At 68.0% G+C, this 19,397-nt stretch carries 15 protein-coding genes; 10 read left to right on the plus strand and 5 right to left on the minus strand.

The features are described from left to right. Positions 1-72: 72 nt before the first annotated feature. The gene (locus ACFU5G_RS00290) at positions 73-900 is read left to right on the plus strand and encodes a DUF1963 domain-containing protein (protein ID WP_377239530.1); all 828 of its coding nucleotides are present in this window, start codon (positions 73-75) and stop codon (positions 898-900) included. Between the two features lie 153 nt (positions 901-1,053). Here the strand turns inward: ACFU5G_RS00290 and ACFU5G_RS00295 are convergent, their stop codons facing one another. Both ACFU5G_RS00295 and ACFU5G_RS00300 read right to left on the minus strand, forming a co-directional pair. Continuing rightward, positions 1,054-4,494 carry a DEAD/DEAH box helicase gene (locus tag ACFU5G_RS00295; RefSeq protein ID WP_377239532.1) on the minus strand — a complete coding sequence of 1,147 codons (3,441 nt, stop codon included), beginning with the start codon at positions 4,492-4,494 and terminating at the stop codon, positions 1,054-1,056. A 382-nt stretch (positions 4,495-4,876) separates the two neighbouring features. Continuing rightward, entirely contained in the window at positions 4,877-5,413 is a 537-nt protein-coding gene (locus ACFU5G_RS00300; RefSeq protein ID WP_377239534.1) for a hypothetical protein, read from the minus strand. 1,019 nt (positions 5,414-6,432) lie between these two features. Between ACFU5G_RS00300 and ACFU5G_RS00305 the strand changes: the two genes are divergently transcribed. Further along, complete coding sequence (locus ACFU5G_RS00305; RefSeq protein WP_377239536.1) at positions 6,433-6,825, plus strand: hypothetical protein; 393 nt, start codon at positions 6,433-6,435, stop codon at positions 6,823-6,825. 1,180 nt (positions 6,826-8,005) lie between these two features. Here ACFU5G_RS00305 and ACFU5G_RS00310 read toward each other — a convergent pair. Both ACFU5G_RS00310 and ACFU5G_RS00315 read right to left on the minus strand, forming a co-directional pair. After that, on the minus strand, positions 8,006-8,800 hold the full coding sequence (locus tag ACFU5G_RS00310) for a hypothetical protein (RefSeq protein WP_377239538.1): 795 nt from the start codon (positions 8,798-8,800) through the stop codon (positions 8,006-8,008). A gap of 71 nt (positions 8,801-8,871) precedes the next feature. Then, entirely contained in the window at positions 8,872-10,695 is a 1,824-nt protein-coding gene (locus ACFU5G_RS00315; RefSeq protein ID WP_377239540.1) for a serine/threonine-protein kinase, read from the minus strand. A 137-nt stretch (positions 10,696-10,832) separates the two neighbouring features. On the opposite strand from ACFU5G_RS00315, the gene ACFU5G_RS00320 reads away from it, so the two are divergent. From ACFU5G_RS00320 to ACFU5G_RS00355, 8 genes are all read left to right on the plus strand, one after another. Next, positions 10,833-11,855, plus strand: a complete 1,023-nt coding sequence (locus ACFU5G_RS00320) for a serine/threonine-protein kinase (RefSeq protein ID WP_377239543.1) — start codon at positions 10,833-10,835, stop codon at positions 11,853-11,855. Between the two features lie 263 nt (positions 11,856-12,118). Further along, positions 12,119-13,144 (plus strand): hypothetical protein, encoded by a 1,026-nt coding sequence (locus ACFU5G_RS00325; RefSeq protein ID WP_377239545.1) that lies wholly within the window; start codon positions 12,119-12,121, stop codon positions 13,142-13,144. A 2-nt stretch (positions 13,145-13,146) separates the two neighbouring features. After that, positions 13,147-13,716, plus strand: coding sequence for a hypothetical protein (locus tag ACFU5G_RS00330; protein WP_377239547.1), 570 nt, complete (start codon positions 13,147-13,149; stop codon positions 13,714-13,716). Then, positions 13,703-15,190, plus strand: coding sequence for an Hsp70 family protein (locus ACFU5G_RS00335; protein ID WP_377239549.1), 1,488 nt, complete (start codon positions 13,703-13,705; stop codon positions 15,188-15,190). The genes ACFU5G_RS00330 and ACFU5G_RS00335 overlap by 14 nt, the downstream gene beginning before the upstream one ends. Positions 15,191-15,213: 23 nt before the next feature. Further along, positions 15,214-16,239, plus strand: coding sequence for a hypothetical protein (locus ACFU5G_RS00340; protein WP_377239551.1), 1,026 nt, complete (start codon positions 15,214-15,216; stop codon positions 16,237-16,239). Further along, positions 16,236-17,129, plus strand: coding sequence for a hypothetical protein (locus tag ACFU5G_RS00345; protein WP_377239554.1), 894 nt, complete (start codon positions 16,236-16,238; stop codon positions 17,127-17,129). The genes ACFU5G_RS00340 and ACFU5G_RS00345 overlap by 4 nt, the downstream gene beginning before the upstream one ends. Positions 17,130-17,199: 70 nt before the next feature. After that, positions 17,200-17,808 carry a PH domain-containing protein gene (locus ACFU5G_RS00350; RefSeq protein WP_377239557.1) on the plus strand — a complete coding sequence of 203 codons (609 nt, stop codon included), beginning with the start codon at positions 17,200-17,202 and terminating at the stop codon, positions 17,806-17,808. Next, positions 17,783-18,244: a hypothetical protein gene (locus tag ACFU5G_RS00355; protein WP_377239559.1), complete on the plus strand. Its 462-nt coding sequence runs from the start codon at positions 17,783-17,785 to the stop codon at positions 18,242-18,244. The genes ACFU5G_RS00350 and ACFU5G_RS00355 overlap by 26 nt, the downstream gene beginning before the upstream one ends. Positions 18,245-18,507: 263 nt before the next feature. On the opposite strand, the gene ACFU5G_RS00360 is transcribed toward ACFU5G_RS00355, so the two are convergent. After that, positions 18,508-18,981, minus strand: coding sequence for a hypothetical protein (locus ACFU5G_RS00360; RefSeq protein ID WP_377239562.1), 474 nt, complete (start codon positions 18,979-18,981; stop codon positions 18,508-18,510). Between the last annotated feature and the right edge of the window lie 416 nt (positions 18,982-19,397).

Here is a 19,397-nt window from a genome sequence, read left to right on the forward strand (position 1 = left end):
TCGTGCAGTGATCGGCACGCAACACCACCGCTCTTTGGCGGGCGTGTCAGGCACCGCTCATAAGATCCCGCCATGCGCATACTCGATGGAGAAGCGGCTGGTCAGGGAGTCGCCGACCAGTTCCGTGACCGGGCGCTCGACCGGGGCGTCCCGGCGGACGACGTCGACCGGTGGCTCGCCCTCGCGCGCCCGACACTTCGGACAGCGCCCGACGGCGGCGGCGCGGTCGTCGGCCGGTTCGGCACCCCGCTCATGCTCCCGCCCGACGCACCCACCCCAGCCAGGACGCAGGGGCGGCCCACCGACTACCAGCTCGTCGTGACGCTCGACCTGGCAGCGATCCCGCCAAGCGCCACCGACCTGCCGCTGCCACCCGACGGCCATGTCCTCCTGTTCGCGAACATCCAACTCGACGACGCCCTCCTACCCGGCGGCGCCGCATACGTGCCGGCCGGAACACCCGTCGAGGAACGGGCGACCACGCCCGACTACAAGCCCTACGAGTACGACTCGCCTAAGGAACTGGACGAGGCCCTGCGGCGGACGCCAGACCTGCGTTTGGTCCCCGGCATATCGCTGCCCTCCTGCCCACCCGATGACGAGACCCGTGCCACCCACCCCCACTGGGAGACGCTCCAGAGCGTCTGGTCCGAGCAGTCTGACGGCGGAGGCGAGTGGGAACTCGGCGGGCACGCCTACGACTTCGACGGCTACGGGGACCCCGCCTGGGCCTCCGCGTTCCAGCGCCCGGACGAGCACCCTTCTCGCCCGGAGGACTGGGTGGTGCTCGCCCAGTGGGTCGGGGTGTCGATGGGAATCCTGTACTGGACCATCACCCGACAAGACCTCGAGGTGAGGCGCTTCGACCGGGTGCTCGCGTGGATGCTCGCCAACCCCTGACGGCGGCCCAGCCCAGCCCAGCCCACGGTGGTCCACGCTCCAGCCTCGTGACCAGTGAAGTGGTCGACTTCTAGCAAGGCTTCCGCCTGCTGGCTTGGAACGCTTGGAACTCGGCGTCCTGTCTGACAGAAGAACAGCTCGGTCTTCACATATTCAGGCCAGTGCGTTGCCCCCGACCGTACGAGTGGGAAGCCGGCCCGCAAGGGTGCTGAAGTATGGGTGGTCCTTCCACGCGTCCCGATTCCCGATGACGTAGAGACGGTGCTCAGCGCGGGACACGGCGACGTTCAAGAGGTTCGGTCGGCCCGAGGCCCAGGCTCGAGCACCGGCCGTGGAGCCGCCAAGAACAAGGAAGACGACCGGAGCCTGCTTCCCCTGGGACACATGGACGGTACCAACCTTGATGTCCGAGTTGCCGGTCACCTCCTTGGACACTCGCTCGGCGATCTTCTTGATCTCGTCGGCTACAACTCGAAAGGGGCTGACAACGAGGATGTCCTCGGCTCGGAGACCGTGGCGCCGCATGACCTCGTGCAAGAACTCAGCCAGAGCGTCGCCCTCGGCTGGAATCCAGTTCCCGTCGGTAGCGTCAGAACGCACGTCGAGCCACAGGCTCTGTTCAACCGGCCGATTCAAGACCGGCGGCTCCGGCGCTGGCTCGTCTTCAGGCAGGAGCCCGAAACGGTCAGGACGACTGGGGTCACCCTGGATCATGAGCCCGCGATACACCGCGTCGTTGACGACGGAGAACATCGGCTCGTCGCAGCGACGGTGCACACGCAACGGCGCACCGACCCAGATCTCCTCGTCGCCGCGCCAGAGACTGGTGCCGAGCGTGGTCACGCGATCGGTCAGGGTCTGAACGGACTGTTGGTCGGGCAGCCAGGTGTCACTGACGCCGTGGTGGTCACGCAACTGCGCCTGGGCAGAGTGCAGAGCCGTTACCACAGGCTCCAACTGGAGCGGGTCTCCGACTGCGAGGACTCGCCTTGCCCGCCAGATCGCGCCGGCAGCAGCCTGCGGTGTGGCCTGCCCTGCCTCGTCGATCAGGAGCCATCCGAACGCTTCAGCACCAACCTGCTCGAGCATACGTCCGACCGACGCGAACGTCGTCGAGATGACCGGCACGAGAAGGAACAAGCCTTGCCAGGCGGCCCGCACCGCATCCGCTGCCGCTTCCTTCGGAGCGCTTCCCTGGACGACGTCCATCGCAGCACCCAGTAGGCGACTCATCGGGCGCCCAGCACCGACCACGAAGGCGCGGTGGAGGTCCAGGGCGGCGAGGAAGACGTCGGTGCGGGCCATGTTCCACGAGACATCGAGCCACGGCGCGAAGGTTTCGCGCATGTACTCGGACTCGCGCCAGCCGGCATCAGGCACGTGCTCACGGACGTGCTGGCCCGTCATGGAAGACCGCGTCCGCTCGACGACGGAGCGCGCAGCGGAGACGTCTCGCTCAGCATTTTTCAGGGCCTGGCGTGCGTTCTCGAGCCGGTCCTCGATCGCGCCAAGGGCCGTACGACAGGTCCTCAGTGCAGCGGCGGCAGCGTCTTCAATGGCTTCGGCCTCGCGCTGGCGGTCGGCAATCGGAGCGTCCTCCACGTTCCACCGGCGGATCGAGGCCCCGAGTGTGAAGACCGTCTCCCACCAGGCAGGCTTGCGCTCGTGGTGCTCGAGGCGACGCCGGCGGGCAACGTCCGCTACGGATGTAGCCTCGTCGTGGGCAGCCTCCGCGCGCCCCCAGTCGGCCTGAACCTGACCGAGCTCGAACGTCAGGTTTTCAACCGCTTCCCAGGCGATCTGGCTCGCGCTGAGCAGCCCCGGCAGGGCGCGCAGCGCTTCATGTGCTGCCTGCCGTTCAGCGCGGATCACGCCTTCTCTGCGCAGAGCACTTCGGAAAGCGTCGACGCTCGTCCCCCATGCGGAGGGTCCGACGAGCTCACTCTGTTCCGCGAGCCAGTCCTTGAGGCCGCCCCACTCCGGCTCCGCCCCTTCTTCTTTCGGCCGCGGTGTGAACCAGAGACGGCTGACGAACCGGCTGCGGTTACTGCGCCTGCCCAACGTCGCAGCAACCAGGCCCCAGGCTCGCGGGCCGGCGGGCGACCTCTCGTCGTCCTTGTCCTGCAGAACCCGTGTTGCGTGCTCGCTCAGGTAGTCCGCGTCCTTCCAGGGGGCATCGATAGCCTTCTCCGCGTCTGGGAGCTCGCGCGTGACGTTCTGAACCGCGCCGTTGTTCGACGACGAAACGACCATCTCGAACCCGGTCAGCGCGGAGATCAGGCCCTGGAACTCGACCGTATGACCCGGGATGCGCCATCCCTTCTTGACCGTTTCGAACGCGGCCGCCGGGGTGGCCAGCTCGGCGAGCTGCTCCGCGCGAGCAACAACCTGCGCAGCTACCAGGTCGCGCAGCATCGTCGTCTTGCCGGTGCCCGGTGGTCCGTTCACACCGAAGAGCCCGGCCGACTTGCCCAGCCGTGCGAGGGACTGGTTCACGGCCAGCTGCTGAGACGTGGCCAGCGAGTGCTCGGGGTTCGTCGGCCAGCGCCCTGGCGGGACGTGGCGGGGCGCCAACATGTCCAGCACGGCGTCGAGGTTCTGCGGTGCGCGTACGTCGAACCTGTCGCCGTTCGGCGTCTCGGCAAGATACGTTGCCAACGCAGGTCCGGCCTCGCCGGCCAGCACGGCGTCAGCGACTCTGCCGAGGTCCTCGGCCAGGAAGCTGTTCAAGAAGTCGGCATCTGGCTCATACGCCCGCCGCGGCGACACCTCGATGCTCTGCACCCGCAGCCCTCTGGGTGCCAGGAGATCGACGACGCCGAGCGTCTGCGCCGCCAGCCGGACGAGCGCGTACAGCAGCCGCGTGTCCGCCCGGCGGCTCACCGCGATGCCCTTCTCCTCCAGATCACGAGCCTGCTTGTCGTCGACGTGCGCCTGCACGACCTCCTCGACGTCGGACGCGAACTGCTTCTGAGCCTTGTCGAACTCATCGAGCCAGTCCGACGCGCGAGGCCCAGGACCGCCGACGGTTCTGCCCAGCGCCCACGCGGCCTGTGACAGCGTGAACGAATCCAGCAGCAACCGCCCGTCCGGTGACACCTCGACCGCGAACAAGGCGCTCTGGCCGCGCGGGGTGCGCTCGTCGACGTCGAACCCGCTCTCGCCAAACACCTCGGCCATCCGGTCGTGGATCCGGTCCCGCCCGAAGATCCCGCCGTAGACCGTGTGGCGCCACACATTCTCGGGCTTCGACTTCTTCACTCGCTGCAGGTGGTGCCCGGTCTGCCACGGAAGAGGCCCGTCCCAGCCGATGTCATAGCGGCGTTTCCCGGGGTTCGCAGGCTTGACCTCCTGTGCCCCGAAGAACTCGACTGCCCGCCAAAACCTCAGGACGCGGGCACGCCGGGGCGCGTCGACGTCCGCGTGAGCCGTCTCCATCACGGGAGCTGCCGGCTGGCCGACTGGGTGCACCGCCGACGGTTGGGGAAGGTGCAGTTCCCGGGCTGTCTTCAGCCCGAGGTCGTGGAGCCTGAACGACTCCGGGCACGTCGGGCACACGACGGCGACGTAGCGCTGCTGCCTGCCGTTGGTCATGTATGGCTTGCGCAGGACGTGGAGCTCACCGCCGCACCTCGGACAGGGGTGAGGGACCGCTCCCTCGTAGGTCCAGCCACTTTCAGCAAAGCGCGCGACCGGAGCTGGCGGTAGCTCGACGCCCCACAAGGTACGTGCGACTTGCGCAACAGTTCCCGAACCCATCCCGGCCCCTTTCCACCCCACCCGCGCCAAAGGTAGAGGGACTTCGGGATCGGCGCCATCACTCGAGCGGGTTGACCAGGGACCCCCTTGGGCACAGCGGTAGCTGTCGCGCCGACCGGCAGGCTTGTAACCGACTCGGCTCCGGTCTTTGTAGCGCTTTGGCACGAATGACGCCGTGGTCACGACCGGCGACGGCGTCCGTGCCCAGGCGCTCCAACTAGAGCACGAGAGAGTAGTTGTGGCCGTCGGCAGATGATCCCATCACGCCGTCAGCAACCATCTGACCCAGCACTTCCCGCAAGCGGTCCGGGTCCGCGCCAGTCATCGCAATCAATTCCGCGAACGGATACGGCCCGGGGCCATCGCGTTCGGTCACGCCGAACACCTGCGCCGCCACCAGCAGCTGGCGCACTTCCTCCAGGTCGGCCTCCGCTCGGGAGAGCGGTACCTCGCAGCTGGGGTGGCCACTTGGAAAGCCTGAGGCTTCGCGCTTGGCCAAGTCGGCCAGTTGTTCCAAGATGGCAACTTGGTCCTGCAAGGCCCGGATCTGACCTTGCCAGTCGGTGACGTTCACGCCTCCCAGCATGCACCGCAGCGCTGTCCGTGGCCACCATCCTGTGAGCCGGGCGGGGTCGAAACCCGACAGATCGAGAACCACAGAGGGCTTGTCGGTGAGCTGCGGGCGCAGCTTCTCCCCATCACTCGCGGCGACCTCTGACCTGCGCGGATCGAAGACAATCAGGGTCATCGCCATCCGGCATACTTGCCCGGCGCTCCGGCCGTTCGTTAGGGGGTCGCTAGCCAGGCACTGATGGGAGCGTCTGATGCGGATAAGAGTCCTCGGCACCGTCGAGCTCGGACGGCATGACTTGGGCCCCAGTAGCTGCGGCACGTTGCCGTGGTGTTCTCGGGACAATCGTCGCGCACTCGCCCCAGGCCGTTCCCGTCGCGCGAATGGTGCACGACGTGTGGGGTCGACGCCACCCGCGTCGGCAGCACAGGCCGACACCCAGTGCGAAAGATCAGGATCCTGCTCGACGACCCCAAGGGCGATGCCCTGAGACTTTCGGACTCGAGATACAGTTCGCACGGAGGATGCCCAAGGGCGTGAGCCGCGAGTCCTCGTCAGCCCCGTCGGACGCTCTTGCCCAATCAGGCGCCCACACCAAATGTCTGAAGTCGCAACGCCGACGGACGTGCCATTCGGGCCAGGCTCGACAGAGTCACAACTCGTGTGGCCCTTCGGGCGCCTGCGCCGCTTGCGGAGACCAAGGCTGGGCACTGCTCGACTTTCGCCGGACGCACTATCGCGAAGCTCCGGGCGCCGTCCCCGTACTGGGGTGCCCGGTCTGAAGACGTCGTTCCCGCGGGAACGTCGGCTGTGTGGTTGTGGGCCCGGCACGTCGTCGTCGGCCCGGGGTCGGAGGTCCCAGGTCCAGGTCCTGCGTGCCGAGCTCGGCGCGCACGCCAGCCACCACGGTCCACGTGACCAGTCAAGGCAAAGCCGCGCACGAGGACGGGAGCGATAGGCACCTCGCGGCAGATTCGGGAAGCCGCGGCCAGGCGCCCGACGCTCCTTGTGGTGAATCACGGCGAAAGCCGGGACCGGTCCCAAGCGGGTCTTCATATGGTTCCGCCGTGGACAGAATGGCGCACACGTCATGGATCGCTAGTGCGGCACACGACGCCGAGGCAACACTGCAACGTATCGACGCAGATCGCGCACGGATGGAACGTGTGGCGTCCAAGATGCGAACTCGACACTCAACTGTGATGAACGACATCGCGACGATCACGCAAGACGCGAAAGCGCTCCCCAATTCGGCACCAGGCGTTGGCGTTGATGGCGAGCTCACGAATCTGGCTCAGGAAGGGACAGCCCGCTTGACAGATCTCAGTGAAGCGTTGTCCAGCGCGCTCGCGACGCAGCTGAGCAGGGCACTGCAGTCCGACATCGAATATGCCGAGGCCCTTATTGCCCTGATCGACGCGGTCGCGAATGTCGGCAGAGGCACACTCCGGATGATTCAGGCCCACAGCGCGGTCGTTCCGCCCGGTCGCCTCCTCCGATGGCTGCAACGTCGCAGCGTAAACAAGGCGCTCGTGAAGCTGACGCATAAGGTGGCGGTAGTTCATGCGTACGTGAAGGAGATCGCCACGCCGTAACCTCCAGAGCCCCTCCAGCAGCCCGGCAGCTACGTTGACGCGCTGGACGAGGTAGGCCGCAAATGCCCCCGGTGTTCCCCTGAGCTACGTCCTGGCCGAACGGGACCAGGCCTTCGCCGCGCCCGGTGCAGAGATTGCCGCCCGGATCGACATCGAACGGGAGATCGTGCCGGACACACATGAGACGGTCCTCACGCACACCCGGACAACTGCCGCCAAGGCGTGGCGGAACGCCGCCAGCGGCTGACCCGCCTGCCAGCTCAGACCTTCGGTACCACCGCGGCGACTACCTACGCCGCATGTGACCTCGCCTACGCCGACTCGTCACACAACGACTCGCAGGTCGGCTTGACGGGGCAAAGGCCTCGGCTAACAAGGAGTAGGACTTGCCGACGAACATCGTCACCAGCGGGTCTCGCCAACCAGGTGTGCTCGCCACGCCAGCCATGACCCACATACGGTCCGGGGATGGCCCGCCACCAACGGACTCATCCCAAAGAGCATGAGAGTGCGGTGTCCGTGTCCGCATACATCTCTTGCCGATGGCGAAATCCGTGCACTATCGTCCGGTTCCGTGAGCCTGACGCCAGCAACACTGGCCAAGATCTCGGGGGTCGCGCTCGCCGTTGGCCTCGGGTGTCTATTCAGCACGACTTCAACGGTATTCAACCCGGACGCGGTCATGTGCGGTGACGACGTGATGCAAATGGGCGACACTTGCCAGCTGGTGAGTTCAGACCGTGGTCTCGTCGACGAGCGGTCGTACACCGAGCAGGCCGACGTAAAGCCCTTGGATCTCGCCATTGGGTACACAGGGATCGGGTTTGCCACCACCAGCATTGTCGGATTCTCTACGGCTGGAGTCCGGCATTATCGACAAGTTCGCCGCCTACGCGCCGCACGTGGAGAACTTGCCGGCGGGACGGCTCTGGCGTCCTACCGTTGGCCACCCAGACGCAGACCAAAGAAAGGGAAACGCTGAACCGCGCAGGGCGTCCTCCCGGCAGGCAGCGCTCGCCGGTGGTGCCGAACCACTGAGCCGTCACACGGAAACAGTTGAGGTGACGACTCCGGTCGGACCGAGCCGGTCGTCTTCCCGGACCTGCTTCTCCATCGAGCACGTGTCCGCCCGGGCGGATGTTCTGGCCGGCACGGCGCCGTCTGGTTCAGGGGCGTTCCGTCAGATGTCGTCCAGGAGCAGCAGATCAGGTGGAACCAAGGTGCGTGTCTGGAGTAGTTCCATCACGAGGTTGTGGTTGAGCATGTTGCCCACGGGCTCGCCGACCTCCTCGCGGGTCAGGCCAGGCACTCCCCCGCGTGATAGCCGCCGCCTGACGCCGGCGACGAGGTGCTCGGCACGCTTTGAGGTCCACTGCTGTGACGGTTGCATGCCGCTCAGGTCCGCCGCAACCTGTTGCCACGTGCACGGTTGTGGGTAGGCCTCGTGTAGCAGGTACTTCTGGGCGAGGGAGACTAGTGCCAGCCGTTCGTCGCTGCTGAGTGCCCATGGCTTGTCCCGCAGGGTGGCGGAGTTGGGTGCGGGACGAGGGCGCCGGCCGTCGTCGCCCGTGACATAGAGCTCGAGCAGGTGTTGTCTGCGGGCGGTACCGCTGACGAAGACGGGGGTGTACCCGGGGTCGACGGGGTGGGGGTCGTCCTCAGGGAACAGCATCAATGAATGAGGTAGCTGGAGTGCGCGGTGGCCGGTGTTGGTGAGCCACCACAGGCCGGCTCGGTACGTCACCGCCCCCTGGCTGCGGCTGATGCGCAGGTCGTCCTCGCCGACGCAGACGTCAACATCAGGCCGGTTGCGGCCGAACACGACGGCCCGCTCCTCCCCCGCACTGAGGCGGACGCCCCCGGAGACCGACAACGCGTAGATGGTGCCGGGCGCCGAGTCCGGTACGCCGAATGCCAAGCTCGCATGGTGGTTCGCCAGTGGCTCGACGCGGTCCGGCCGGGAGATGTCCCTCATGGCGATCTGCCTCCGAGTGCTGTGGAACGTGATCATCGCATCACGGCTCGGGGACCCCTCCCGGCCGGGCCTCAGGACACTGGTGGGAGTGCGGCCGCCACTGGTTCTGCGATGTCGAGAGCGAGACCGCACAGCTCGTCGACCGATTCGTTCCCGCCCGCCGTGAGCTGGATCCGCACCAGTTCAGCTCGGATGGAGCCGTCACCATCCACGCTGATCGCGACACGGTTGACAACGTCCACCAAGCAGGAGTCCTCGGACCACAGGCTGCCCCGTTCGAACACCTCGCGCCCGCTGAAGACGTACCGATCGCCGTCGCTCTCGGTGGGCGGGCGGTCGTACTCGAACTGCACATGCAGCTCCGTGCCGTCGTCGGTCGTCCACCGGCAGTCCCACCCCGCGAACCCGGCAAGTGGCCGCGCGGCCTCGGCACCGGGCAGCACCTCGAGCTGTTTTCCTTCGAGCAGGTCACAGGCGCTCTGGGTGTAGAGCGAGCCTTGCGCGAACGGCCGGGCTCGACGTGGGAGCTCGCCTGCGTTCAGCACTGCGGTGGCGTGGGCGACGTTCGACTGGGCGATCTCACAGAGGTTGTCGACCTCGCCCGCCGTCTGCGACGTCTGGTCCCACGTCTCCTGCCACACGTCCACCGAGATGCTGTAGTCGCTGTCCGCCAGGAACAGATCACGGCTGCACTGATCGGGCATCTCGTACTCGTTGTCCACCACGGTGACCGACCCGAACTGCCGGTTCGGTTCCTCGGGCCGCTCCCCTGTGTTCTTGAACATGGCGCTGACCGCGATCAGCGCGCCGTCATCTCTCGTCACGACGACATCGCAGGTATTGAGGGCGCCGCTGTCGGTACGGATGCGGGTCGCGCCGAACGCACCGAGCGCCTCGACGTCGAGCACCGCGCACAGGTCCGCGGTCGCTGGGTCGCCAACCGGAGCGGTGAGGGCCGAGGCTTCGGTACCGGCGGTGCCGTTCGCCCCTGCCTGTGCAGCTGATGTGCCCTCGTACTTGTCGAAGGCGACCCGGGCCACTACCGAGAGCAGCACGAGTGACACGACGGTGATCCCGGCGACGAGGAGAGCCTTACCGCGGCGCTTGGAGTCCCGGTCGCGGTCAGCCCCCTTGCCTGCGGACGGGTCGCCGGCGAGGCCCGCGAGGTCTTGACGCACCCGTTCGAGGTGTGGTCGGTCTCCCGCCTTCCTCGCGAGCATCGAGAGCAGGATCGGGCCGGCCGCACCGGCCCGGCGAGGTGGCCGGATCTCCTCGGTGGCGGCCTTCCACAACAGGGCATGAGCGTTGTCGTCACCGAACGGGGTGGTGCCTTCGAGCGCGTGGTAAAGCGTGGCGCCGAGCGACCAGATGTCGGCCGCTTCGGTGAACCGGCCACCCTTGACGACCTCCGGGGCAAGATACCCCGGTGTGCCGGTAAGGGCACCGGTCGCGGTCACGGTCTCCTCGGCGTGCAGGGGACGTGAGATGCCGAAGTCGGCGAGCTTCGCGAACCCATTCTCGGTAACGAGCACGTTGGCAGGTTTGACGTCGCGGTGCAGGATGCCCTGGGCGTGCGCCGCTGCCAGGCCACCGGCGAGCTGAGCGCCGTACCGGGCGGTCTCGGTGACCGAGAGCTGCCCCAGCTCGGACAGCGGCCTACCGGCGACATGTTCCATCACCACCCAGACCTCGCCGTCGTCGTCGACGACGTCGTGCACGGCGACCACGTGCGGATGGCTGATCCGGGCCAGACTGCGAGCCTCGCGCCTGACCCGGTCTGCGCCCTTGGCGTCACCGTCCTGGTGGGTGCGCTTGAGCGCCACCGGGCGCTCGTCCAGACGCAGGTCCGCGGCACGCCACACCTCGCCATGGCCGCCCGCCCCGAGGCGTTCCACCAGCCGGTACCTGCCGCCGATGACCTGTCCCGTTGACACCCGCCATGTCCCCCTTGGATGACGCGCCCCGCCTGGCGCTGTGCCGGACCGACGTTAGTGCACTGCGACCGGCGGCAACAGGATTTCGGGGACCACTCTTGATCCAGAACACCCGAATCCTCCCCCACCATCGCCGACGTCAGCCGCACCACCCGGGAGGGGTCCCGGATCAGCCAGGCAAAGATCTGCGAACCACGATCCGGGACCTGACTCGGAAGGAGGAATCAGTGCGCCTGCTCACCGCTGGCCTGCACATCGGCGACACCTACGAGGTGGAGCGCTATCTCGGGCAGGGGGCCTACTCCGAGGTCTACCGCGTACGTCACCGATTTCTGGGCCGTCAGGCCATGAAGGTGTTCAAGCGCGTCGGCACCCTCGCCCAGACCCGCCGCATGCTCGAGGAGGCCATCCTGCTCTCGAAGCTCGGCCACCCGAACGTCGTGCGCGTCTTCGACGCAGGCACCGTGACCACGGCGGCAGGCAACCGTGGCTTCTTCACCATGGAGTACGTAGCCGCGGGAAACCTCGACGACTATCGCCGGTCGCGTCCCGGCCGGGGAGCGAACATCGACGACGCCGTCGAGATCGTCCGGCAGATCTGCGCCGGAGTCGCCGTCGCGCACAGGGAGCAACCGCCGATCGTGCACCGTGATCTGACCCCCTGGAACGTCCTGGTCGGCGACGAGCCACATGGACTGCGCGTCCGGGTCGGCGACTTCGGCCTGGCCCGCCGCGTCGACGCCCGCTCCGGGCTGGCCGGCTCGGAAGGGACGCTCGCGTTCATGGCACCCGAGGCACTGCGGTTCGGCCAGGGAGCATCCCCGGCAGCGGACGTCTATGCCATCGGTGCCCTCGCCTATCTCCTGCTGACCGATGTCCTGCCCTACGCCGAGACTGCTGTCACCGTCTTCGGGGCGCGGCACCGCCCGCCGCCGATCTCGCCCCACGACCTGAACCACGACGTCGACCAACACCTGGCGCAAGCCGTGCTCCACGCCCTCGAGCGGCACCCTGCGGACCGACCAGCCGACGCAGCCGAGCTCGCAGACGTCCTCACGGCCTGGTGCGCCCGACGCCGCGCCGACGCCGCTCCCGCACCCGACCGCGGGCTGATGTCATGAACAGCTCGACCGAGACCACACGCGAGATCGGCCGCGTGCTACGCCCTCTCGAAGGCCACAACCTCTACCTGAACAACGCGTTCCGGGTCACCGGCCTGCCCACCGACGCCACGTCCCGACAGATCCGCCGCTACCAGGCGGAGCTGGCAAACCCGTACCACGTGTCACCCGCTCCCGATGCCGACCGCCCGCTGTCGCCGTCCGACCTTGCCAACGCAGGCCGAGCAGCAATCGAGGTGCTGCGCGACCCCGTGGCACGGCTGGTGCACGAGCTGCTCTGGTTCCAGCCTGACCAACCCGGCTGGCACGAGCACGCGCTCGTCACCCACTCTCGGGCGCTGGAGAACACGAACGCGGACGGAACCGTCACAGACGCAGCCACCTGGGCAGACTGGACGACCGGCCTCGAGCTCATGGCACGGGCGCTCACGGCGGAGGCCACCTGGGACTGGGTCTGGCGCCGCGCGGCGCAGATCGACGACCCCCGGCTGACGGTCGCCGTGCTCAGGGCGTTGCGCAGGCGGTTGCCGGAGCACGTCATCGGTGTGTCCGCCGCGCTGGCGGTCCGTGCCTCAGCCGTCGACCGTGACCAGGCACAGCGGCACATGGCACTCGTACGTTCGGCCGGGTTCGAGACCCGTCAGGTGCGGGAGGCCGCCCGCGCGGCCACCGAGCCGATCGTCGCCCTGATCCAGGACGCCTGCGAGTCCGTGGAGCACTCGAGTCCCGAGTCCGGACTGCCGGACTCGCGAGGTCTGCTCTTCGGGACGTCCGATGCGCTCGCCACGCTGTCGATGCTCCTGAGCAGCGAGGACGACCTGGTGGGTGCCTGCAGGGACCAGGTGGCGCAAACGATCAACAACAGGGTGATCGCGTACTTCAACGACGCAGTGGCCGCATCCTCGAGATCGGACGAGATCCACGTCACGGATGCTGTCGAGCTTCTACGCCGAGCTCGTCATCTCGCCCACTCGTCGTCGCTCAATGCGCTCCTGGACTCGAACATCGCCGATCTTCTGCAGTTCCAGTACCACCGACGGACGGCGGGGCGTTCCGGCGCCGTCGTCGTACCGTCCGTCGCCGACCCGTCGGCTTCGGCAGCTCTGGGGGGGTGCTTGGCATACCTGGTCCTGTTCGTCGCGGGGGCGGCGGCGGCCTTCTGGGTGTTGTCCGGCCGGCTCGACCTGGGGCTCGGCTGGTCGATCGGCGGTTCTCTCCTCGGAGGCCTGATAGTCCTGGGCGTTCTGGGCGAGATCGTCGACTTCTTCGTGGATCGATCCAGGAGGTGACCGTGAACCTGAGAGCCTGGTTTCGGCAGCGGCAGGTCCCCGCTGAGTTCCGGATACGGCCACCCGCGCAGGGCGCTGCGAACGCGGCCGTTGTGGTGGGCGGTACGCCCCCACCGTCGGACCAGGAGCCCGAGGCAGGTGCGGCCCCCGGCGAGCTGGCTGACGAGACCGTGGCCGACCTTGTTACCGAGATCTGGCGCGCCCGTCGCAAGGTGGATGGCCCGGATGCGGAACAGGACGCGCCACGTGCGGTGCGCTGGGCGAGCCGGTACCTGAGCGCCGCGGCGGACCGGCTGTCCGCCGCCGGGATCGAGGCGGACGGCCACGACGGGCTCCGGTTCGACGTCGGGATGGAGCTGCGTGTCCTGGCCTATCAGGACGCCGCCGACGTGACCGAGGAGACGGTGATCGAGACCGTGCGGCCGTCGGTGCGCCGCGAGGGCCGGGTCATTCAGGAGGGCGAGGTCATCGTGGCGGTGCCGGCGAACGTGGAACGCACGCACGCGCCAGAGACGCGGCAGGCAGGGGCAGGACGAGCAGTGACTGAGCAGAGGGGACATGACGATGCGTGACACCATCGACGTCGGGATCGACCTGGGCACCACCAACAGCGCGGTAGCCGTCGCGAGGGGGGCGAGCGCCGAGGTGGTGCGCAACAGCCGGGGCCTGGAGTTCACGCCCTCGGCCGTGTACCTGAGCGGTTCGGGTAGCGTCCGGGTGGGTCAGGCCGCCCGCGACCGCGTGGTGGCCGACCCGGGCAACGCCTGTGCTGAGTTCAAGCTGCGGATGGGCCGCCTCGACCAGGACAAGCTCTTCGAGGACTCGGGCCGCTCGATGTCCCCGGAGGAGATGTCGGCCGAGGTGCTCAAGGCCATGCGGGCTGACGTGGCCCGCCGCACCGGTGATCAGATCGAGACCGCCGTCATCACCGTCCCTGCGGCGTTCACCGCGGACCAGACGGCTGCGACCAGCCGGGCCGCCGAGCTTGCCGGACTGCGCGCCGCGCTGCTCCTGCAGGAGCCCGCGGCCGCGGTATGGGCCTACACCGCAGATGCCACGGATCTGCCGGACCGGGGGTTCTCGCTGGTCTACGACTTCGGTGGCGGCACCTTCGATGCCGCCGTCGTGAAGATCGAGGACGGCGAGTTCCTCGTCGTCAACCATGCCGGGGACAACTCGCTGGGTGGCAAGCGGATCGACTGGGCACTCGTGGAGGACCACCTGCTCCCGCGGCTACGTCAGGTATCTGACCTCGGTGACGTGACGCTGGACGATCCTCGGTATCGCGGCGTCCTGGCCCAGCTCAAGGAGCTCGCGGAAGGCGCGAAGGTCGAGCTGTCGCAGCAGGAGTCCGTCGAGGTCGAGGCCGAGATCACGATCACGACCGGCCGCGCCGTCGAGCTCTCCTGCGTGCTCACGCAGGCCGACCTCGACGCCGTCGCGAGACCGCTGGTGGCCAGCTCGGTCCGGTTGTGCCGGCAGTCGCTGGCCGAGAGCGGGCTCGGGCCGGAGTCGTTCGACCGTGTTCTGCTGGTCGGTGGTTCTTCCCAGCTCGCGCTGGTCCGCCAGATGCTCGCCGACCCCGTGGACGGCCTCGGCATCCCGCTGGACCACAGCCTTGACCCGATGACGGTCGTGGCCCGGGGCGCGGCCGTCTACGCCGCGACCCGACGCATCCCCTCGGAGGTCCGGAAGAGCATGCTTGTGGCCGCCGGTCAGACCCATCTGTACCTCGAGTACGAGCCGGCGGGGCTGGATCCCGACCCGCTGGTCGGCGGCCGGGCCAGGGCCGACAGTGTCCAGGACTGGTCGGGGTGGACCGTCGAACTCCGCAACACCACGGCTGCCCCCGTGTGGAGCACCGGGTCGCTGCCGCTTCGGCCCGACGGCACCTTCGCGGTCCGGATCCGTGCCGAAGAGTTCACGACCCACACGGTCACCGTGGTGCTCCATGACCCCGCAGGTTCTCCGGTGGAGACGGATACCACCGGTCTCACCTCACCTACCAGCGCAAGAGCGGCGGGATGGGTGGCGCTACGACCATGAGCCACACGATCGGCATCGGCCTCGTGGACGGTACGGTCGAGCCGCTGGTGCTCCGCAACACTCCGCTGCCGACCACTGGGCTGATCCACGGCCTGCGCACCACCCAGGCCGTCGACCGGCAGTCCGGTGCCGGTCTGATCAGTATCCCGATCCTGTCCGGCGAGCACTCCCGGGCCGACCGCAACACGGTGATCGGCCAGCTCGACCTGCGCGCGCACGACATGGTGCGTGACGTCCCGCGTGGTACGGAGGTCGAGGTGACCGTGCACGTCGATACCAGCTTCCGGATCAAGGCTGACGCGTTCATCCCGTTCCTGGACGCCGAGTTCCCCATCGAGGTGGACCTCGCACGCCCCGTGCTGCCGACCTTCGAGGAGCTGACGACCGCCCGCGCAGCGCTCGAGGCGCGTTACCACGATCTGCGCGGCCAGGCGGACGAGATCGGAGCGGTCGTGGCTGCCGCCCGCCTTGACCGCGTGGACTCGGACGGTCTGCTGGACGAGATCGACCGCCTGCTCCGACAGGCCGAGGCCGACCAGGACGCCGTTGCGACGTGCCAGAGCCGGCTGCTCCAGGCCGATACCGCGCTCGACGAGGTGGACGAGCTGCTCGCGCTGCCCCGAACCATCGAAGAGGGGCGTACCGCGCAAGACATCGCGCGGGAAGTCGTGGAAGACTCCGGCGGCGGAGCCCGTGCAGCCGAGCTACGTCGAGCAGAGGCAGACCTCGAAGAAGCCATCGCCGACGGCAACCGCACGGTGATCGAACGGCGCACGGCAGCGATCCGGCAGATCGCGATCATCGCGCTCCACGACAGCGGACAGCTTCCGCTCGCACGGTTCAGCGGGTTCGCCGGCGAGCTGGACGCCGACCCCCGCCACGAGGTGCAACGACTGCTGGCCGACGGCCGGACGGCGGTCGCGGCCGGGGACGTCGCCCAGATCGAGCGGATCAACGCTCGGCTCGCCCGTTTCATCGACCACGAACCTGCCCCGCAACACCGCCCTGAGCACGAGGGCCGTCTTGGTCGAGAGGGCCGCCGGCGATGACCGCCGTCGACACGGCGGCCCGGCACGCCCTGCAAGGCCGGTACGACGCCGCACGTCACCTGCTCGAAGACCTCGGCGGCCAGGAGAGCGACGACGTCGAGGTCGTCGACCTCCTGGCACGCGTCCACGCCCAGACCGGCGACCTCAGGCAGGCCGACACCTGCTGGGCCAGGGTGGAACGTCTCGACCCGGAGCACCTCGGCGCACGCGAGGGCCGGCGGAAGATCCACGAGATCTGGTCCGGCCGGCGACCCGGAATCCTGACAGCCGCCGGCGCGGCGGGCCTCAGCGTGCTCCTGGTGGCCACCGGAGCTGCCATCAGCTGGTCGGTGTCCGCATCGACGGAGCCCGTCCATGGCGATGCGGCAACGGCCGAGCAGCTCGCCTCGCTCCGCGAAGACATGGCCCAGCTCGCCACCAACCTTCCGGCCGACCCCACTCCCCCACCGCCGTCGGACGACGCGACGAACCGGTTGCGGACCATCCAGGACGACCTCGCCGACCCACAGTGGGCCGTCACGCGCACTACCCGGTCCGTCGTCGTCACGTTCCGCGACCCAGTCTTCCAGGCAGGCGGCGCCGACACCACCACCGACGGAGCCGACGCCCTAACCGACCTCGCCGCACGGCTCGCAGACCTGACCGCCACCACGCTCACCGTCGTGGGACACACGAGCAGCACCACACCCGTCGCAACCAGCCCGTACACCAGCAATGCCGAGGTCGGCCTGGCACGCGCGCTCGCCGCCGCGCAGGTGATCTCAGACGGCGGCGGGATACCGCTCGGTGCACTGGACCTCGCGACGGCCGGCGACACCGACCCACCGCACCCGGGCACGAACCAGGCCAGGAACCAGACAGTCACCGTGACGATAGAGCTGCTTCCCTGACCATGGCGCTCACGGCACCGCGCAACGCCGTACCCTTCGCGGCCCCTTCCACCACACGAGGATTCACTCAATGACGAACTCTGGCTACCGCCGCACGTACCGGATCCGCGCGCTCGGCAAGGTCCTCGCTGCCCTCACGGTGCCCGCCGTCGGCGCCGTCGCACTCGTCTGGGACATCGCTTCCGACGACAAAGCGCCGAGCTGGGTAGCACTGCTGGTCGGGTTGTTCTTCGTGCTCTTCTTCGGTCTCGTGATCCGGGTGATCGTCAGCACCGCGACGGTTGCCGACGAAGACCACCTCACGGTGCGCGGCGTGTTCAGGAGCCGGTCGGTCCCGTGGCGGGAGGTGCAGGCGGTCGAGCTGGAGCCGAACCCTGCCGCAGCGGCCGTCAAGAACCAGCCGACCGTACAGGCAGTGATGTATGACGCCACGAGCAAGCGCATCGTGCTGCCGTACCTCAACGATCGTGGCACCGCCGATGTCGAGTGGGCTGTGGCCGACCTGCAGGAGGCGTGGCGTGCCCGACGCGGACAGGTATGGGAGCCGTCCGGTGTGGTCACGGCAGAAGTGAAACGTCGGCGGAAACCGCCGCTACCTGCTGCAGCCTGGGGCCGACGGGCCCGACCTCGGGTCCGGTCACCACGGCCTGCTGGTGCGCCGCAACGACACCACCGGTGAGCTGGCCTGGTACCGCTGCTGGACCCCATGCCCGGCCGGGATCGGCGACCTCGTGCGGGTCGTGGGACGCCGATGGACCGTCGAGGCGAACTTCCAAGCTGCCAGGGGCCACGCCGGCCTGGACGAGCACCCGGTCCGCCGCTGGAATTCCTGGCACCGGTGGACCACCCTGGCGATGCTCGCCCACGCCTTCCTGACCATCCTCGCCACAGTGATGAACGACGCCGAACCTGTCGACGACGTCGCAGGCCTGCTAGCGATCACCCTCGGCGAGGCGCGAAGACTGTTCGCCGCCCTAGCCGCCACGGTCACCATCACCAGCGATCGCGTCCTGGCCTGGTCCGGCCAGCGAAGACGACACCAACACCGCGCCCGACGCGCCCACTACCAACGACGCGAAGGTCTTCAACCCTCAAACCATCCTCAGGACCAGTGACGCCGACGTCCTCATCCACAGCGTCGGTCAACACCCCACTGGGTCGGCCGCGACACCAGCCTGCTCGGCGGTCGCATCCCGAGCGACACGATCGGCGCTCGTCGGCCGAGCACCATGCAGTCTGATCGCGCCGGTCCGAGCGCTCTTTCGCCCTCAGGATCTCTGGTCCAGATGGACGGAGACCCTGGGGGCGAAAGGCTGTTCAGGTGGGACTGGGAGGGGAAAGATTTCCGCGCCCTGCCACTCACACGGCTTCGACGAGGTCAGCCGCAGTGGACGTTGTAGCGCCAACCGCCGCCACTGTTGATGTACCAGCCGAGGTTGATGCAGCTTGATCCGGCGTCGGTGAGGATCACGGCACCTGCGTAACTCGAGTAGGACCCGCTGTCCACGGCGTAGTCCCCAGTGTTGCTGGAGCGCTCGATCCGTACAGTCATGTGCGTACTGCTGCCGGTCAGGTTGATGAGCTGGGCGCAGTTGGCATTCTTCGAACGGCTGTAGAAGACCTGGAGCCGCGCTGCGCCGTTCGACACCGTCTCGTTTCGGATCCGGTTGTCGGTGGTGTACCCGAGGGCTCCGCAGGTACTGTTCACGTACCGACCGTCTCCGCCGCTGCTGCCCGCGGCATCTGCGCTGGACGGCGCCATGAGCAGCATGGTGGCCGCCATGACCAGCGAGAGGGCGGCCGAGGGCAGGCGTCGGCCTGAAGAAGTGAGTGCGGTGCGGGGTGTGCTCACGTTGTTCCTTTGATTGTGTGCGATTCGTGACATAGGGGATGTAGCGGCCGGCAGAACGCGGTCGACCTGGCCGTTGCTTCGTAGAGCCGCAGTGAATACCAGCGGGGCCCAGGCAGATTGCAGGAACCTGCAAGCCCGTCGGGAGCCTCGTCCGGGGCGGATCGGGCCGGACCCCGGATACAGACACCGGCCCACCTCCTCGGGCAGCAGGAGCCAAGACCCCGGTAGTGGCGCAGCGATCGATCTGCTCGGCCTGCACCCCAGCAAGGACGGGAACTTTCACGGGTGCGGCATGACGGGCGGGAGACTTCGTCCACGTCCACGTTTGAGACCACGAACAGACCAGACTTGTTGCTGTTGTCCGTGGGCGAGCAGGCCCTACAGGACGATCTGAGTCCGTTTGCCCAGGGAGGGCG

The organism is Promicromonospora sp. NPDC057488 (assembly GCF_042802395.1).
Classification (GTDB): Bacteria; Actinomycetota; Actinomycetes; order Actinomycetales; family Cellulomonadaceae; genus Promicromonospora.

What these genes read in the sequence shown, in the direction of transcription:
- ACFU5G_RS00290 (WP_377239530.1), top strand. Translation starts at nt 73, where the DNA reads ATGCGCATACTCGATGGAGAAGCGGCTGGTCAGGGAGTCGCCGACCAG.
- ACFU5G_RS00295 (WP_377239532.1), bottom strand. Translation starts at nt 4,494, where the DNA reads ATGACCAACGGCAGGCAGCAGCGCTACGTCGCCGTCGTGTGCCCGACG.
- ACFU5G_RS00300 (WP_377239534.1), bottom strand. Translation starts at nt 5,413, where the DNA reads ATGGCGATGACCCTGATTGTCTTCGATCCGCGCAGGTCAGAGGTCGCC.
- ACFU5G_RS00305 (WP_377239536.1), top strand. Translation starts at nt 6,433, where the DNA reads ATGAACGACATCGCGACGATCACGCAAGACGCGAAAGCGCTCCCCAAT.
- ACFU5G_RS00310 (WP_377239538.1), bottom strand. Translation starts at nt 8,800, where the DNA reads ATGAGGGACATCTCCCGGCCGGACCGCGTCGAGCCACTGGCGAACCAC.
- ACFU5G_RS00335 (WP_377239549.1), top strand. Translation starts at nt 13,703, where the DNA reads ATGACGATGCGTGACACCATCGACGTCGGGATCGACCTGGGCACCACC.
- ACFU5G_RS00345 (WP_377239554.1), top strand. Translation starts at nt 16,236, where the DNA reads ATGACCGCCGTCGACACGGCGGCCCGGCACGCCCTGCAAGGCCGGTAC.
- ACFU5G_RS00350 (WP_377239557.1), top strand. Translation starts at nt 17,200, where the DNA reads ATGACGAACTCTGGCTACCGCCGCACGTACCGGATCCGCGCGCTCGGC.